Source organism: Aeromonas hydrophila subsp. hydrophila ATCC 7966, from assembly GCF_000014805.1.
Lineage (GTDB): Bacteria > Pseudomonadota > Gammaproteobacteria > Enterobacterales > Aeromonadaceae > Aeromonas > Aeromonas hydrophila.
Genome location: NC_008570.1, coordinates 4,727,207 through 4,744,448 on the forward strand (window position 1 = coordinate 4,727,207; position 17,242 = coordinate 4,744,448).

At 61.7% G+C, this 17,242-nt stretch carries 15 protein-coding genes; 5 read left to right on the top strand and 10 right to left on the bottom strand.

All coding sequences use genetic code 11. The features are described from left to right. Window positions 1–15: 15 nt before the first annotated feature. Both mnmG and mioC read right to left on the bottom strand, forming a co-directional pair. Window positions 16–1,905 (bottom strand): tRNA uridine-5-carboxymethylaminomethyl(34) synthesis enzyme MnmG, encoded by a 1,890-nt coding sequence (gene mnmG, locus AHA_RS21575; protein ID WP_011707918.1) that lies wholly within the window; start codon window positions 1,903–1,905, stop codon window positions 16–18. A 509-nt stretch (window positions 1,906–2,414) separates the two neighbouring features. Next, entirely contained in the window at window positions 2,415–2,864 is a 450-nt protein-coding gene (gene mioC, locus AHA_RS21580; RefSeq protein WP_029302499.1) for an FMN-binding protein MioC, read from the bottom strand. Between the two features lie 383 nt (window positions 2,865–3,247). On the opposite strand from mioC, the gene AHA_RS21585 reads away from it, so the two are divergent. The 5 genes from AHA_RS21585 to fhuB all read left to right on the top strand — a co-directional run bounded on the left by AHA_RS21585 (window position 3,248) and on the right by fhuB (window position 10,805). Continuing rightward, window positions 3,248–5,356 (top strand): TonB-dependent siderophore receptor, encoded by a 2,109-nt coding sequence (locus AHA_RS21585; protein ID WP_164927778.1) that lies wholly within the window; start codon window positions 3,248–3,250, stop codon window positions 5,354–5,356. Between the two features lie 79 nt (window positions 5,357–5,435). Then, a complete protein-coding gene (locus tag AHA_RS21590; protein WP_011707921.1) occupies window positions 5,436–7,094 on the top strand; it encodes a multidrug ABC transporter permease/ATP-binding protein in 1,659 nt (552 codons plus the stop codon). 22 nt (window positions 7,095–7,116) lie between these two features. Continuing rightward, complete coding sequence (locus AHA_RS21595) at window positions 7,117–7,881, top strand: ATP-binding cassette domain-containing protein (protein ID WP_005307174.1); 765 nt, start codon at window positions 7,117–7,119, stop codon at window positions 7,879–7,881. A gap of 18 nt (window positions 7,882–7,899) precedes the next feature. Then, window positions 7,900–8,826, top strand: coding sequence for an ABC transporter substrate-binding protein (locus AHA_RS21600; protein WP_011707922.1), 927 nt, complete (start codon window positions 7,900–7,902; stop codon window positions 8,824–8,826). After that, window positions 8,823–10,805 carry a Fe(3+)-hydroxamate ABC transporter permease FhuB gene (fhuB, locus tag AHA_RS21605; RefSeq protein ID WP_011707923.1) on the top strand — a complete coding sequence of 661 codons (1,983 nt, stop codon included), beginning with the start codon at window positions 8,823–8,825 and terminating at the stop codon, window positions 10,803–10,805. Before AHA_RS21600 ends, fhuB begins: the two co-directional genes overlap by 4 nt. A gap of 70 nt (window positions 10,806–10,875) precedes the next feature. On the opposite strand, the gene mnmE is transcribed toward fhuB, so the two are convergent. The 8 genes from mnmE to AHA_RS21645 form a co-directional block, all read right to left on the bottom strand. Beyond that, entirely contained in the window at window positions 10,876–12,237 is a 1,362-nt protein-coding gene (mnmE, locus tag AHA_RS21610) for a tRNA uridine-5-carboxymethylaminomethyl(34) synthesis GTPase MnmE (RefSeq protein WP_011707924.1), read from the bottom strand. A 109-nt stretch (window positions 12,238–12,346) separates the two neighbouring features. Beyond that, entirely contained in the window at window positions 12,347–13,993 is a 1,647-nt protein-coding gene (yidC, locus tag AHA_RS21615; RefSeq protein ID WP_011707925.1) for a membrane protein insertase YidC, read from the bottom strand. A gap of 5 nt (window positions 13,994–13,998) precedes the next feature. Further along, window positions 13,999–14,247, bottom strand: coding sequence for a membrane protein insertion efficiency factor YidD (gene yidD, locus AHA_RS21620; RefSeq protein WP_010635605.1), 249 nt, complete (start codon window positions 14,245–14,247; stop codon window positions 13,999–14,001). Continuing rightward, window positions 14,214–14,573, bottom strand: coding sequence for a ribonuclease P protein component (gene rnpA, locus AHA_RS21625; RefSeq protein ID WP_011707927.1), 360 nt, complete (start codon window positions 14,571–14,573; stop codon window positions 14,214–14,216). Before rnpA ends, yidD begins: the two co-directional genes overlap by 34 nt. Then, on the bottom strand, window positions 14,573–14,707 hold the full coding sequence (gene rpmH, locus AHA_RS21630; RefSeq protein WP_005307156.1) for a 50S ribosomal protein L34: 135 nt from the start codon (window positions 14,705–14,707) through the stop codon (window positions 14,573–14,575). The genes rnpA and rpmH overlap by 1 nt, the downstream gene beginning before the upstream one ends. 269 nt (window positions 14,708–14,976) lie before the next feature. Beyond that, on the bottom strand, window positions 14,977–15,711 hold the full coding sequence (locus tag AHA_RS21635; protein ID WP_011707928.1) for an amino acid ABC transporter ATP-binding protein: 735 nt from the start codon (window positions 15,709–15,711) through the stop codon (window positions 14,977–14,979). A 12-nt stretch (window positions 15,712–15,723) separates the two neighbouring features. Further along, complete coding sequence (locus tag AHA_RS21640) at window positions 15,724–16,392, bottom strand: amino acid ABC transporter permease (RefSeq protein WP_011707929.1); 669 nt, start codon at window positions 16,390–16,392, stop codon at window positions 15,724–15,726. Then, window positions 16,393–17,151, bottom strand: a complete 759-nt coding sequence (locus AHA_RS21645) for an amino acid ABC transporter substrate-binding protein (RefSeq protein WP_005307144.1) — start codon at window positions 17,149–17,151, stop codon at window positions 16,393–16,395. Between the last annotated feature and the right edge of the window lie 91 nt (window positions 17,152–17,242).

Genomic DNA, 17,242 nt, shown 5'->3' on the forward strand with positions numbered 1-17,242 from the left:
GCAACGGTAGGATCCTCAGGCGGTTTTACGCAGCAGGCCGTGTTTTTTCAGATGAACCAGCAGGATGGAGATGGCCGCCGGGGTGATGCCGGAGATGCGGGACGCCTGACCTATGGTCTGCGGCTTGGCATCGTTGAGCTTGGCGATCACCTCGTTGGAGAGGCCGTTGACGTCGCGGTAGTTCATGTCCAGCGGCAACAGGGTGTTCTCGTTGCGCAGCTGCTTCTCCACTTCGTCGTGCTGGCGCTCGATGTAGCCGGCGTACTTGATCTGGATCTCCACCTGATCGGCGGCTGCCGTATCGGGCAGGGCCGGACCGACCCCCTCGATGGCCATCAGGGCGTCATAAGTCACCTCGGGGCGACGCAGCAGCTCTTCCAGGCTCTGCTCGCGGGTCAACGGGGTGTTGACCAGGGCATTGACGGCTTCCAGCGACGGATGCTGCGGGTGGATCCAGGTCGAGCGCATGCGCTGACGCTCCTGCTCCACCTGCTCCATCTTGGCGTTGAACTTGCCCCAGCGCTCGTCGTCCACCAGACCCAGTTCACGGCCGATGCCGGTCAGACGCAGGTCGGCGTTGTCTTCGCGCAGCAGCAGGCGATATTCGGCGCGGCTGGTGAACATGCGGTAGGGCTCGCGAGTCCCCAGGGTGGAGAGATCGTCCATCATCACGCCGATGTAGGCCTGATCCCGGCGCGGATGCCAGGCATCTTTCTCCTGCGCCCGCAGACCGGCGTTCAGACCGGCCAGCAGACCCTGAGCGGCCGCCTCTTCATAGCCGGTGGTGCCATTGATCTGGCCGGCGAAGAACAGGTTTGGAATGCACTTGCTCTCCATGTTGGCCTTGAGATCCCGCGGATCGAAAAAGTCATATTCGATGGCGTAGCCGGGACGGGTGATGTGGGCATTCTCGAAGCCGCGCACGGAACGGACGATCTGCACCTGCACGTCGAACGGCAGGCTGGTGGAGATCCCGTTCGGGTAGAGTTCGTGGGTGGTCAGGCCTTCCGGCTCGACGAAGATCTGGTGCGCCGTCTTGTCGGCAAAACGGGTGATCTTGTCCTCGATCGACGGGCAGTAACGCGGCCCAATCCCCTCGATCACCCCGGCGTACATGGGGCTGCGATCCAGGTTGTTGCGGATCACCTCGTGGGTGCGCTCGTTGGTATGGGTAACGTAGCAGGGCACCTGACGCGGGTGCTGGCTGGCGTCGCCGATGAAGGAGAAGACCGGGCGCGGATCGTCACCGTACTGGGCCTGCATCACAGATAAATCGACGCTGCGGGCATCGATGCGCGGCGGTGTGCCGGTCTTGAGACGATCGATGCGCAGCGGCAGTTCCCGCAGGCGCTGGGCGAGGGCGATCGAGGGAGGATCCCCGGCGCGGCCGCCCTTGTAGTTCTCCATCCCGATGTGGATCAGACCGTTCAGGAAGGTGCCGACCGTCAGTACTACCGTCTTGCCACTGATGCGGATCCCGCTCTGGGTGACCACGCCGGCAACCCGATCCCCGTCCATGATCAGATCGTCACAGGCCTGCTGGAAGATCTTCAGGTTGGGGTAGTTCTCCAGCATCTGACGTACGACGGCCTTGTACAGCAGGCGATCCGCCTGGGCACGGGTGGCGCGCACTGCCGGTCCCTTGGAGGAGTTGAGGGTGCGGAACTGGATCCCGCCAAGATCGATGGCGCGTGCCATGATCCCGCCGAGGGCATCTACTTCCTTGACCAGGTGTCCCTTGCCGATCCCGCCGATCGCCGGATTACAGGACATGTGTCCCAGCGTATCGATATTGTGGGTCAACAACAGGGTGTTCAGCCCCATCCGGGCTGCCGCTGTTGCTGCTTCGGTTCCTGCATGACCGCCGCCAACGACGATCACATCAAATTGTTCATGGTATTGCATTGGGGATCACCTTGATCTGCACGCCTGAAGATCTTTATTTGCCTGGGCTGAAGGGCGGAACATTCTATCTGTTTCACGCCCTGAGGGGAACGTCTACTTAGCGTTCAGTATGGAGGAAGGATCCACTAAATAGATCTTAAGGATCTTTAGATCGATCTTTTATTGGATCTTTTATTAGGATCCGCCACTTCTGTTGATAAGCACTTTTTGATCATAAAGATCATCGTGTTAAAGACGATCCCAGGTTGTGGAAAAGCTTGGATCCTGGCCCGGTGAACTGGGGGATAACAAGGGTTTTTATACACAGAGGCTTGCCGCTCTGGATCTCATACATGGATAACTATAGGTTTTACAGAGTTTTACACCATAGTTATACACATTTCTCGGCGGCATTGTGGGTAACAGCGTAGAACAACTTATCCGGATCCATCTGTTAATAACCTAGTGGATAGCGATCTGGGGATAAGCGGGGAGATCAAGGCCTTTTTTACCGGATCTCCCGCTCCCGTTCAGGCGATCAATGCCAACCAGTCCCGGATCCAGCCTTCAGCGGCATCTTCCGGGATCTCGTGCTGGGTCACGTCGATGTCGAGACGATCTCCAATCCGGCTGGCGCCGCACTCCGCCAACAGTCGATCCAGCGTTTTGCCGCCCTGGCAAAAGGTGTCATAACTGCTATCACCCAGCGCGATCACGCCATATTTCAATGTTTTAAGATCCGGATGCTGCTCGGCAAGATCCTTGGCGAAGGGCTGCAGGTTGTCCGGCACATCGCCGGCGCCGTGGGTAGAGGTGACCACCAGCAGTATGGCTTCGGGCTCGGCGAGCACCTCGGCCAGGCTGGCCGGATTATGGATCTCGGCCTGATGGCCTGCTTGTTCCAGCAAGCTGGCGACGTGGTCTGCGACATATTCGGCGGCTCCCAGCATGGAACCGACGACGAGATTGAGTTTGGCCATGGAATGGATCCTGATTTCAGACGAAGCGAGGGAAAGCCGGATTCTACCGCCAAAGGGTGTGGATAAATATGGATAAAGCTTGGGGATAATGGATCCTCGGTGCTTTTTGCCCATCAATGGGGATCCCCGATGCTCCGTTGACGCCTTCTTGCCGACTGGCAGAAAAAGATCTGTTCCGCCTCTTCATATGCTGCTCAATCGACGCCTTGATACGTTAAGTAACAATGCAGATGCAAATGATTAGCAATTATTGAATCGATTCGATCATGGCTCCTGTAGTAGCATGTCGCTGCTTTATTCGCCTGAGGAACCGGGCTACCGGCATGACCGGGCACCAATAATAAGAAATCAGAAACAACTCATTGATATTTGAGACACTTACTATGATTGCGCAAAAAGACACCCCCATCGCAGCAATGCGAAAGAGAGGCGCACAGCAACTGTTGCCGCTCTCCTGCCTGTTGGCCAGCCTGCCCGTGCTGGCGGCCGAACAACCGAAAGAGCTGCCCAAGGCCAGCGAGACCATGGTGGTCACCGGCACCGCCATGAAGGTGGAAGTGCCGATGGCCGAGACGCCTCGCGCCGTCTCCGTGGTCAACCGCGAGGATCTGGATCAGCACGCCGTGCAGCAGCTTGACGAGTCCCTGCGCTACCGCTCCGGCGTGCTCAGCGGCCTCTATGGCTCCGACAACAATACCGACTGGTTCAAGGTGCGTGGCTTCGATGCCGCCTCCTATCTGGACGGCAACCGCCTGTTCGGCACCGGTTACTATGTCTGGACGCCGGAGCCGTTCGGCCTGGAGAGCGTGGAAGTGCTGAAAGGGCCGGCCTCGATCCTCTACGGCGAGGCACCTCCGGGCGGCGTGATCAATGCCATCAGCAAACGGCCGACCGCCACCCCGCAGGGGCTGCTGGATCTGCAGCTCGGCAGCCGGGATCACCGTCAGATCGGGGTGGATGTCTCCGATGCGCTGACCGACAACAGCCGCTACCGCATGGTTGCTCTTTATAAAGAGCGTGACGGCGTACTGGACGGCACCTACAACGATCGCGTCTATCTGGCGCCGAGCGTGACCTTCGAGCTCTCGGATCGTACCAGCCTGACCCTGCTGGCCAGCTTCCTGCACGACGAAGGGGTGCCGACCAACGGCTTCTTCCCGGTTTACGGCACCCTCAATACCAGTGGTGGCCAGATCGATCCCAGCACCAACCTGAGCCAGCCGGATTATGATCGCAACCGCAACACGCAGATCTCCACCGGTTACGAGCTGGCCCACCAGCTCAACCAGACCTGGGAGTTCAAGCAGAACGTCCGCTTCAACTACAACGATCTGCTGCTGCGCCAGACCTATATCTTCCCGACCTATGAAGGCACTACCGCCTTCCGTGGCCTGGTTTACCGTGATGGCAATACCAAGAGTGCCACCATGGACAACCAGATGGTGGGTTACTGGAACACTGACAGCACCGAGCAGACCCTACTGCTGGGGGTGGATCTGCAGCGCCATGTCAATGAAGGTCAGGAAGCCGACAACTACGGCATGGGCTCCATCAATACCATGAACCCGGATTACAGCGGCTTCCCCGGTTTTGATGAATCCACCGCCACCCATCAGAAGAGCACCAAGGGCCAGAGCGGCCTCTACGCCCAGCACCAGATCCGCTGGGACGATCGCTGGTTGCTGACCGGCGGCGGTCGCTTCGACTACGTGGAGACCCACAACATCAGCGAAGCCAAGGGCAAGAACGAGAAGCAGTATGATCACGAGCTCTCCCTCTCCGGCAGCCTGATGTACCTGGCCGACAACGGTCTCTCTCCTTATATTGCCTATGCCGAGTCGTTCGAGGTGCTACCGGGGATCGACCCCAACACCAGCCAATCCTACAAGCCGCTCAAGGGCACCCTGTACGAGACCGGCGTCAAGTACGCGCCTAGCTTCCTCGATGGCTACATCAACCTAGCCCTGTTCGATCTGGAGCAGACCAACTCGCTGGTCTCCACCGGTTCCGGCCAGCAGACCCAGGCCGGTGAAGTGACCTCCCAGGGGGTCGAGCTGGAAGGGAGCGTGCAGGCCACCGAGGCGTTGCGCCTGACCGCCGCCTACACCTATACCGATGCCAAGACCAACGACACCGGCAAGGGCGATCGCCGTGCCAGTCTGATCCCGCGCCACCAGGCCTCCTTCTGGGGCAACTACAAGGTGCAGCAGGGGCCGGTCTCCGGTCTGGAGCTGGGTAGCGGCGTGCGCTACGTCGGCTCCAGCGTCGGCATCGGTGCCGTGAATGCGGACTACACCCCCATCTACGGCTCGGCCGAGGTGCCGGCCCATACCGTGTGGGATGCGATGATCGGGTATGACTTTGCCAAGAACTGGCGGGCTCAGCTCAACGTCAACAACCTGCTGGGTGATACCTACGTGGCCAGCTGCGACTACTACTGCTACTACGGCGAGCCGCGCAGCGTAGTGGGCAGCATCAACTACCGCTGGTAATCGAAGTGGGGCGGGAATTGGGTTCCCGCCCTTCTTTTCACCTGCAGCTGCTCTGATCTCTCTGGAATACCGGTCCGTTATGGAACTCTTGTCTCTGGTTTATCGCCAATATCGTTGGCCCTTCATCGCCATTACCCTGCTCAGCCTGCTCAGTGCCGTCAGCGGGATTGGTGTCATTGCCTTTATCAATCAGTCTCTCGTCGAATCAGTCGGCGATCCGCTGCCGGTGCTCGGTCAGCTGATCGGCCTCATCTTATTGCTGCTGGTGATCACGCTCGGCTCTCAGCTGGCGCTGACCACCCTCGGCCATCATTTCGTCTACCGGCTGCGCGGCCGCCTGCTCAAGCAGTTGCTGGATACCGATGTCGCCCGCCTGCGCCAGATTGGCCAGGGGCCGCTGCTGGCCTCCCTCTCCAGCGACATCGGCCAGATCACCATCGCCTTCGTGCGCCTGCCGGAGCTGGTGCAGGGGCTGGTGCTCACCCTGGGGTCGGCCCTCTACCTCGGCTGGCTGTCGCCGGCCCTGCTCGGCGTCACCACCCTCTGGGTCACCTTCACCATGGTGGTGGGCTGGCTGCTGGTGAACCGGGTCTATCGCCATCTCTCCCACATGCGTCAGGCCGAGGATCGGCTCTATCAGAACTATCAGGCCATCATAGCCGGCAGCAAGGAGCTGGCGCTCAACCGCGAGCGGGCCCACTTCGTTTACCACCAGCTTTATCAGCAGAATGCGCAGGACTACCGCCAGCAGATCATCCGCGCCGACACCTATCACCTGAGTGCGGTGAACTGGTCGAATATCATGATGCTGGGGGCCATCGGCCTGGTCTTCTTCCTGGCCAACGGGCTGGGTTGGGCCGACACCCAGGTGGCCGCCACCTTCGCGCTGACCCTGCTGTTCCTGCGTACCCCCTTGCTGCAGGGCATTGGCGCATTGCCGACCCTGCTCTCCGCCCAGGTGGCGTTCGACAAGATTGCGGCGCTCAATCTGGCCGCGCCGGACGCCGACTTCCCGCTGCCGTCCGCGCCTCGCGGCTGGCAGCGCATCGAGCTGGAGCAGGTGAGCTTTCACTATCAGGGGGAGGGCGGCTTTGCCGTCGGCCCGATCAACCTCACCATCGAAAAGGGGGAGCAGATCTTCATCATCGGTGGCAACGGCTCCGGCAAGTCGACCCTGGCCATGCTGCTGACCGGCCTCTATCAGCCGGTAGCGGGCCGGATCCTGCTGGATGGGGAGCCGGTCACCGATCGCAACGCCTATCTGGCGCTCTTTTCCGCCATCTTCACCGACTATCACCTGTTCCAGCACCTGCTGGGGCCGGAACCCAAGGATGAGCTGGTGGCCGAGTGGCTGGAGCGGCTGCAGATGGGCAGCAAGCTCACCATCGAAGATGGCTTCATCGCCGATATCGACCTCTCCCAGGGGCAGCGCAAGCGGGTCGCCCTGCTGCTGGCGCTGGCCGAGCAGCGCGAGGTGATGTTGTTCGACGAGTGGGCCGCGGATCAGGATCCCCAGTTCCGCCGCATCTTCTATCAGCTGCTGCTGCCGCGCCTGAAGGAGATGGGCAAGACCGTGATCGCCATCAGCCACGACGATCTCTACTTCTCCCAGGCCGACCGCCTGCTGGAGATGCGCCAGGGCCGGCTCAGCGAGCTGACCGGCGAGCGGCGCGAGCAGGTGAGCCGCGATGCGGTCGCCCATCTGGATTGTGACTTGAATGCAGAGGTGCCGGTTTAAACCCGGCCAACAGGAACCGCTTATGTTTGAGATGAAATCAGCCAGCTTCGCGGTCAATGACCGCACGCTGCTGCACCCCACCGATCTCTGTTTCGAGCAGGGCAAGGTCTATGGCCTCATCGGCCACAACGGTTCGGGCAAATCCACCCTGCTCAAGCTGCTGGCACGCCAGCAGCCGCTCAGTGACGGCGAGATCCGGTTCGATGACAAGCCGCTGCCAGCGTGGGGGGCGCGCGACTTCGCCCGTCAGGTGGCCTATCTGCCCCAGCATCTGCCGAGCGCCGAAAACCTGCTCGGGCGGGAGCTGGTGGAGATGGGCCGTTACCCCTGGCGCGGCCTGCTGGGCCGGATGGGGGCGGAGGATCACCGCCAGGTCGAACGGGCCATCGCGCTGACCCATACCGAACGCTTCGCCGACCGGCTGGTGGACACGCTGTCCGGTGGCGAGCGGGGGCGGGTGTGGCTGGCCATGCTGCTGGCCCAGGAGAGCCGTTTCATCCTGCTGGACGAGCCGCTGGCCGCGCTGGATGTGGCTCATCAGGTGGAGGTGCTCACGCTGGTCAAGCAGTTGAGCCGTCAGCTCAAGCTCGGGGTCATCATCGTCATTCACGACATCAACATGGCCTCCCGCTTCTGTGATCGGCTGGTGGCGCTGCACTCCGGCCGCCTGCTGACCCACGGCGAACCCGAACAGATCATGACCGGCGAGACCCTGCACGCCATCTATGGCATCCCGATGGAGGTCATTCGCCACCCGGCCCATGACCACGCCATCGCCATCGTTTAGATAAGGCTTGTTATCTCGATGATCTTATTCAAGAAAGTTGGCTGGTTCTGCTGCCTCTTGGCTCCGCTCATGTTGCAGGCCGAGCCAGCGATGCCTGCCGCTGCAGACCTTTCTCAAGCCGATGCTGTGAAGTCGGTACCCCGTATCGCCACCGTCGACTGGACCATAGCCGAAACCCTGCTGGCGCTCGGGGTGACGCCGCTGGCGGTGGGGGATGTCGGTTCCTACCGCGCCTGGGTCGGCGAACCGCTGCTGCCGGCCGCCGTGGTAGATATCGGCCAGCGCGCCCAGCCCAACCGCGAACTGCTGGCCGAGCTGAAACCCGACCGCATCCTTATCTCGCCGCTGGCGGCCCCGCTGGCACCGACCCTCTCCCGCATCGCGCCGGTACAATCCATCGCGCTCTACGAGCCGGATGCCGATCTGTGGCAGCGACTGCACGAGGCGACCCTGACCATAGCCGCACTGGTGGACAAGACCGCCGAGGCCGGGCAACTGCTGGCCGGGCTGGACCAGGATCTGGCGCAGATGCGGGCGGCGTTGCCTGCGGATCTGCCGCCCCTGCTGGTGGTGCAGTTCATCGATGAGCGCCATGTGCGGGTATTTGGCCGCCACAGCCTGTTCGAGGCGGTGATGCAGCGGCTCGGCCTGCGCAATGGCTGGCAGGGGGAAACCAATGCCTGGGGCTTTGCCGTGGCCAGCCTGGAGCAGTTGATGGCGCTGCCGCAAGCGCGGCTGGTGGTGGTCGATCCGATCCCGGTCGGGGTGAGCGAGCGGCTGCAGGAGCCCGGTCTGTGGCAACAGCTGCCACAGGTGAGGGCGGCGGCCGTGCTGCATCTGCCTGCGGTGTGGAGTTTTGGCGGCGTGCTGGCGGCGCGCCGCTTCGCCGTGCAGCTCAGTACTGCGCTGCAGCAGGATGGGCAAAGCGGGGAGGGGCTGCTATGAACCGGATTTTTCCGTCGCCGCTGCGACTGCCTGTCAGCCTGCTGCTGGGGCTGACGCTGGTGCTTGCCGGTTGGGAGCTGGCCGGTCAGTTGCCGGTGGCGCGTTGGCTCGCGACCCTGTTGTCGCCGGATCTGACCGATGCCAGCCAGGCGGTGGTCCACTTCAGCTGGTTGCCTCGCCTTGCCGTCTGTCTGCTGGCCGGCGGCGCCCTCGGGCTGGCCGGCACCCTGATGCAGCAGGTGCTGCGCAACCCGCTGGCCTCGCCCACCACCCTGGGGGTGGCCTCCGGTGCCCAGCTGGCGCTGATGATGGTGACCCTGTTTGCCCCCTCCTGGCTGCTGCTGGGACGGGAGTGGATCGCCATGGCCGGCGGCAGCCTCGCCATGGGGCTGGTGTTTGCCCTGGCCTGGCGTCGCCAGCTCAATCCGGTGGTCATCGTCTTTGCCGGGTTGGTGATCAATCTCTATCTGGCGGCCATCAGCATGGGGCTCCTGCTGTTCTTTCAGGAGGAGCTGAAAGGCTTGCTGGTGTGGGGCAGTGGCTCGCTGGTGCAGAACAGCTGGAGCGGGGTGAGCTACCTGCTGCCCCGTCTGCTGCTGGCTGGCGTGCTGGCCGCGGTGCTGGTGCGCCCGCTGGCGGTGCTGGAGCTGGATGATGCCAGCGCCCGCAGCCTGGGGGTCTCCCTTCAACGCCTGCGTTTCGCCGGACTGGGGCTGGCGGTGTTCGTCACCGCCTGCGTGGTGAGCGTGGTGGGGCTGATCGGCTTCATCGGGTTGGCGGCGCCCGCCCTGGTGCGCTTGCTGGGGGTAAGAAAACTGGCCCTGCGGCTGCTGTGGGCCCCGCTACTGGGCGCTCTGCTGCTGGCGGCCACCGATCTGCTGCTGCAATCCCTGAGCCGCAGCGGCTCTGTACTCATCCCGACCGGTGCCATGACGGCCCTGCTGGGGGCGCCGCTGCTGCTGTGGCTGATCCCGCGCCTGGGTATCAAGTCGGGCACGCCGCAGGCGAATGCCGCCCTGCTGGTGGCCCGCCACCCGGCACCGGTCCGCCTTGTCGGCCTGATGTTGATGGGGCTGGTAGTGGCGGTGATCGCCTCCCTGCTGTTTGGACAGGGGATGGACGGCTGGCACTGGCCGAGCTGGCTGCGCTGGCAGGCCCAGCTGGAGTGGCGGCTGCCGCGCACCCTGGCGGCCGGTGCGGCGGGCGTGTTGCTGGCGCTGGCGGGCACCCTGCTGCAACGGGTCAGCAGCAACCCCATGGCGAGCCCCGAGCTGCTGGGGGTGAGTGGCGGCACCTTCATGGGGGTGATTGCCACGGCGCTGCTGCTGCCCGCCCTGCCGCTGCCCATGATGCTGGCCGGCGGCCTGCTCGGTGCCTTCGGTTGTCTGCTGCTGTTGCTGCTGGTCAATCGCAGCCACGGCTTCCAGCCGGAGCGGCTGCTGCTCTCCGGCATCGCCATCACGGCGCTGTTCGAGCCGCTGCAGGCCATCGCGCTGGCCAACGGTGACCTGCGGGTGCAGCAACTGCTCTCCTGGATGTCCGGCTCCACCTATTACGTCACCCTGCCGATTGCCGGCGGGTTGGTCGTGCTGGCGCTGACGCTGCTGGCAGCCTGCCTGCTGCTCAGCCGCTGGCTCGATCTGCTGCCGATGGGGCCGGCGGTGGCCGCCGCGCTCGGCATTCGGCTCAACCGGGCCCAGCTCGCCATCCTGCTGCTGGTGGCCGTGCTCACCGCCAGCGCGACCCTGGTGGTGGGGCCGCTCTCCTTCGTCGGGCTGCTGGCGCCGCACATGGCCAAGCTGATGGGGCTGGTGCGGGCACGCTGGCATCTGCTCGGTGCCGCCGTCTCCGGCGCCCTGCTGATGGTGTCGGCGGACTGGATTGGCCAGCAGATCCTGTTCCCGCAGGAGGTGCCGGTGGGGCTGGTCTCCACCTTGTTAGGGGGCGCTTACTTCATGTGGTGTCTGCGCCGCCTCTAGGTTGGCGGATGAAAAATGCACAAAAAAAGCCCGGGATGAACCCGGGCTTTTCATTGCCTGCCGTGCGGCGTTATTTGCCGATGCAGAAGCTGGAGAAGATGCGGCCCAGCAGATCGTCGGAGCTGAACTCGCCGGTGATCTCGGAGAGGGACTCCTGCGCCAGGCGCAGCTCTTCGGCCACCAGCTCGCCAGCCACGAACACCTCCAGCTGCTCCTTGGCTACCAGCAGCCGCTCGGCGGCGCGCTCCAGCGCATCCAGGTGACGGCGGCGGGCCATGAAGCCCCCCTCGGTGTTGCCCTGGAAGCCCATGCAGGCTTTCAGGTGCTCGCGCAGGGCGGACAGCCCCAGCTCGGTCTTGGCGGAGATGCGGTAGACGGCATGGCCCAGCTCCTGGCTCGGTGCCAGATCCTCGCCGGTCAGGTCGGCCTTGTTGCGCACCACGGTGAGGCCAATCTTTTTTGGCAACCGATCAACAAATTCCGGCCAGATCTCGCGCGGGTCGACCGCAGCCGTGGTGGTGCCATCCACCATGAACAGCACCCGGTCGGCCTGTTCGATCTCGGCCCAGGCACGCTCGATGCCGATCTGCTCCACCTTGTCCTGGGTGTCGCGCAGACCGGCGGTGTCGATGATGTGCAGCGGCATGCCATCCAGATGAATGTGCTCGCGCAGCACGTCACGGGTGGTGCCGGCTATCTCGGTGACGATGGCGGACTCACGGCCGGCCAGGGCGTTGAGCAGGCTCGATTTGCCGGCGTTGGGACGACCGGCGATCACCACCTTCATCCCTTCCCGCAGCAGGGCGCCCTGCTTGGCTTCCCCGCGTACGTCATCGAGCTCCGCCATGATGGCGTAGAGATCGCCCGCAACCTTGCCGTCGGAGAGAAAATCGATCTCCTCGTCCGGGAAGTCGATGGCGGCCTCCACATAGATACGCAACCGGGTGAGACTCTCCACCAGCTGCTGGATCTTGCCGGAGAACTGCCCCTGCAGGGAGTGCATGGCACTGCGGGCCGCCTGCTCGCTGGATGCCTCGATAAGGTCGGCGATGGCCTCGGCCTGGGCCAGATCCAGCTTGTCGTTCATGAAGGCGCGTTCGCTGAACTCACCGGGGCGGGCAGGGCGCAGCCCTTTTATCTGCAGGATGCGGCGTACCAGCATGTCCATGATCACCGGGCCGCCATGGCCCTGCAGTTCCAGCACATCTTCGCCGGTGAAGCTGTTGGGGGCCTTGAACAGCAGGGCGATGCCCTGATCCAGCGGCTGGCCTTGCTCATCCCTGAACGGCAGATATTCGGCATAACGCACCCGGGGGAGCTTGCCGAGCACTATCTCGGCGACCTGTTCGGCGGCGGGACCGGAGACGCGGACTATGCCGACGCCACCCCGGCCGGGGGCGGTGGCCTGGGCCACGATGGTATCTGTAGTCATCTTGCTTGGCTCATTTGTTCGCTGATGGTTCACAGCAGTGGGGCCATTGTAATAAAAAAGGCGGCCCGAAGGCCGCCTCTTTTGTCATCCATCTTGCCATCGGGAGCGATTAGCTGCGGGTATGCAGGCCTTTCTTCTCCAGCTGACGGTAGATGATGGTCTGCTGGGTAATGGAGATGACGTTGCTCACCAGCCAGTACAGGGTCAGACCTGCCGGGAACCAGAGGAACATGAAAGTGAAGATGATCGGCATGAACTGCATCACTTTCTGCTGCATCGGGTCGGTAATGGTGGTCGGGCTCATCTTCTGCAGGTACCACATGGACGCACCCATGAGGATCGGCAGCACGAAGAAGGGGTCCTTCACCGACAGGTCGGTGATCCACAGGGCGAACGGCGCGTGGCGCAGCTCAACGGATTCCATCAGAGCCCAGTAGAGGGCGATGAAGATCGGCATCTGCACCAGGATCGGCAGACAGCCGCCCAGCGGGTTGACCTTCTCCTTCTTGTACAGCTCCATCATGCCCTGAGACATCTTCTGGCGATCGTCGCCGAAGCGCTCACGCAGTGCGGCCAGCTTGGGCTGCAGCATGCGCATCTTGGCCATGGAGGTGTACTGGGCCTTGGTCAGCGGGAACATGATGCCGCGTACCAGCAGGGTCAGCATGATGATGGCCACACCCCAGTTCTGGACGAAACCGTGGAACACGGTCAGCAGCCAGTGCAGCGGTTGGGCGATGAACCAGAGCCAGCCGTAGTCGACGGTCAGGTCGAGGTGGTTTGCCACCTTGGCCATCTGGTCTTGCAGCTTGGGACCGACCCACAGCTTGCTGGTCACTTCGGCTTGCTGGCCGGCAGCCACGTCAACCAGCGGCGCCTTGTAGCCGATGATGGCCTGGTCTTTGCCAGGGATCACGCGGCTGTAGAAGCTGTTGGTATCGTCGGCATTCGGTGCCCAGGCAGAGACGAAGTAGTGTTGCAGCATGGCGACCCAACCACCCTTGGTGGTCTTGTTCAGGTCGGCATCCTTCATCTCGTCGAAGGTGTACTTCTTGTAGCGGGTATCTTCGCTGGAGAAGGCACCACCACGGTAGGCACTGGCCACCATGGCATGACCCTGCTGGTCTTTCGGGGTAGTCACGGTCTGCTTCAGCTGACCGTAGAACTGTACCTGGACCGGCTCGGCGGACTTGTTGTCGATCTTGTAATCGACGCCAACGGCATAGTCACCACGCTTGAGGACGAACTCCTTGGTGAAGACCACGCCCTTGCTGTCGGTCCAGGTCATCGGTACGACGACTTGATCCTGACCATCGGCCAGCTGGTAGCTGGTCTGGGCGGCTTCGTAGGTGGGACGACCCTGGGCCTGGCTGTCAGGACCATTGCGACCAACCAGACCGCTCTGGGCAACATAGAGGTGCTCAGGTTGGCTGGTCAGCAGTACGAACGGTTGATCCTTGCCTTCTTCCAGCTTGTGGGCCAGCAGATCGGCAGAGACGATGTCGCCACCCTGGGTATCCAGGGTCAGCTTGAGCACGTCGGAGGAGACGGTGATCAGCTTGCGTGCGGTGTTCGCATTGGCTTGCTCGGAAACCTGAGGAATATCACCGGTCTGACCGGCTTCAGGTACGAAATGTTCGGTTTGGGCCACGGTAGTCGGGGCCGGCTTCGGAGCCTTGTCGGACTCCCACTGTTGCCAGAGCAAAAAGCTCACGAACAGCAAACCGATCAGGATGAGATTGCGTTGTGATTCCATAGTCTTCAGTTTCTTCGCTTTGGTTGCGGAACCGGGTCATAACCACCCTCGGATAAGGGATGGCATTTTAATAGACGTTTGCTGGCTAACCAAACGCCTTTTATGAAACCGTGAAGTCGGATTGCTTCTATCGCAAATTGGGAACAAGTCGGAGTGAAACGGCAGCGCGGCCCGAGCAGCGGGCTAATGATTAGCTGATACAGGCGTATCAGTTTGACAGCTACCCATTGCAACGGCGTGACAGAGTGCGCCATAGCTTTTCCAGTAACTTGAACAGTTCCTCGTTATCCATCTCTTTCACACCGGCCTTGGCGATCACGACGATGTCGATAGCGGGCAGATTGGCCTGATTGAGGCGGAAACTTTCCCGAACCACCCGTTTTACACGGTTGCGCCAGACGGCACGCTTGAGTGCTTTTTTGGGCACAGCGAGACCAAGGCGAGGATGTTCGAGGGTATTGGGACAGGCGAGAAGCGTAATTTGCGGAGAAGCGGCCCGGACAGGCTCGGCGAAAACGCGTTTGAAGTGTTCGGGAGTTAACAGACGTAACTCCCGAGAAAAGGTGTGCTGGGTAGGCATTAGACTACCAGGCGGGCACGACCCTTGGCACGACGAGCGGCCAGAACTTTACGACCGTTGGCAGTTGCCATGCGGGCGCGGAAACCGTGAGAGCGCTTGCGCTTCAGGTTGGACGGTTGAAAAGTACGTTTCATGATTCGATTCCGTATTTCTGTACAGTTTTGATTGTCACACTTAGCCGACGCGCCAGCTATAGCGTGTGACGACTAGCAAAAGAGGCCGAATTCTAAACAGAGTTCGGCTTTTAGTCAATCCGCCGTTCCCTCTCTTCCTGCCCTGACCTTGCAAAGGCCTGAACCGGCAGTGAGGATCCAGAGGATCGAGGGCTCCGGATTATACTGGCAACCCGGGGTTTAACAAGGATCCTCCAATAAAAAAGGCGGCAATGCCGCCAAAGAGAGAGCTATTTAAGCACTTTGCGCAGGAACTCCCGGGTACGGGGATCCTGCGGATCGACCAATATCTGATCCGGCGGGCCCTGTTCCACGATCCGGCCCCCCTCCATGAAGATCACCCGATCGGCAACATCTCGAGCAAATTCAATCTCATGGGTTACCACCACCATGGTCTGGTGCTGGCGGGCCAGCTCCTTCATCAGGCCCAGTACTTCGTCGACCCACTCGGGGTCGAGCGCCGACGTGGGCTCGTCGAACAGGATCACCTTGGAGTGCGCGGCCATGGCCCGGCCGATGCCGACCCGCTGCTGCTGACCACCCGACAGGGAAGCCGGATAGGCGTCCTGCTTGTCGGCGAGGCCGATGTCCTTGAGGATGCCGAGGGCGGTGGCACGGGCCTCCGCCTTCGGCTGTTTCCAGACGGTGATCAGCCCTTCGGCGATGTTGTCCAGCGCCGTCTTGTTGGCGAACAGGGCGTAGTTCTGGAATACGAAGGAGGCCCGCTTGCGCAGTTCGATGGCCTGCTGCTCGCTGGCTTTGGCCAGGTTGAGCTGCAGATCGTCGATGGCGAGGTTGCCGGCATCCGGGGTCTCCAGCAGGTTGAGGCAGCGCAGCAGGGTCGACTTGCCGGTGCCGGAGGGGCCGATGATGACCACTATCTCCCCCTTTTTTACCTCCAGATCGATGCTGTTCAGCACCTGATTGCCGTCATATGCCTTGGAGAGACCGGTTAACTTGATCATGAGAGCCCTCCTTTAATAGGCACGGTTGAGACGGACTTCCAGCAGGTGCTGCAAGCGGGTAAAGAAGATCACCACCACCCAGTAGACCAGTGCCACCGCCATGAAGCTCTCGAAGAACTTGAAGGAGGAGGAGGCTTCCATCTGCGCCTTGCCCATGATCTCGGCCACCCCCAGGGTAAAGGCCAGCGAGGTGCTCTTGATCATGTCGATGAAGTAGTTCATCAGCGATGGCGTCGCGATGCGGGCCGCCTGCGGCAATATGATCCGCTGCATCGCCTGGTAGCGGCTCATGCCGATACTGAGGGCGGCTTCCATCTGGCTCTTGTGGATGCCGATGATGGAGGCGCGGATCGATTCGGCCATGTAGGCGGCGAAGTGCAGGGTCAGGCCGACGATGGCGGCGGTAAAGGCATCCATTCCCACGAAGATGGGGAACAGCTGCGGCAGCCCGTAATAGAGCAGGAACAGCTGGACGAGTAGCGGTGTACCCCGGAAAAACGAGATATAGAGCATCGCCAGCCAGTGGATCACGGGAACGCGAAACACCCGTACTATCGCCAGGGCCAGCGACAGTACGAGTGCCAGGACGAATCCCCACAGGGCCATCTCCATCGTGGTGCCCAGATATTTGAGCAGGATGGGAAACAGCCCCAGCGTGTATTCGAGGTCAAATTCCATCATTTATTTGTCGGTGATGTCGGAAGCGAACCATTTTTCAGAGATCTGACGCAGGGAACCATCCTTGCGCATGGCGGTGAGGGCATCGTCGACCTTCTTCAGCAGCGCCTGCTTTTCAGGCGTCTTCAGGAAGGGCAGGGCGTTCTCGATGGTTTCGAACGGTGCGCCGGCCTGCTGCAGCGGCAGCTTGGACTCTTTGATCAGCTGGGCGGTGGAGACGCGGTCCATCACGAAGGCATCGATCCGGCCCAGCGCGACATCCTGCTCGAAGGCGGAGTCATAGGTACGGATGTCGATCTTCTTGTTCGGGTCGTTCTTGCGCAGCAGCTCTTCGAAATTGGAGCCCAGGTTCACCGCGACCTTCTTGCCTTCCAGATCCTTGATGCCGTGAATGGTGCTGTTGCCCTTGCGGACCACGATCTGGGCGCCGTCATAGACGTAGGGCTGGGAGAAGGCGTACTTGGCCTTGCGCTCGTCGGTGATGGTGATCTGGTTGGAGATGGTATCGACGCGGCCGGTTTCCAGCATGCCGAACAGGCCGGAGAAGCTGGCAGTCACGAATTCGACCTTGTAGCCGGTGCGCTCACCGATCTGGTTCCACATATCCACCTCGAAGCCCTGCAGCTTGTCCTGCTTGACGAAGGTGAACGGGAAGTACTTGCCGGACATGCCGACCTTGATGGTTTCCTGGGCGATGGCTTGACCGGACAGGGCGGCCAGCAGAATGGCGGCGCCGGAGACCAGCTTGATGGATGACGTCATGGGGATTCCTCTCTCTCTGTTGTTCTGTATTTTTAGTTGTAAACACTGGATTTGCGCTGATGTTATTGGAATAAAAGCTAAAGAATAAATG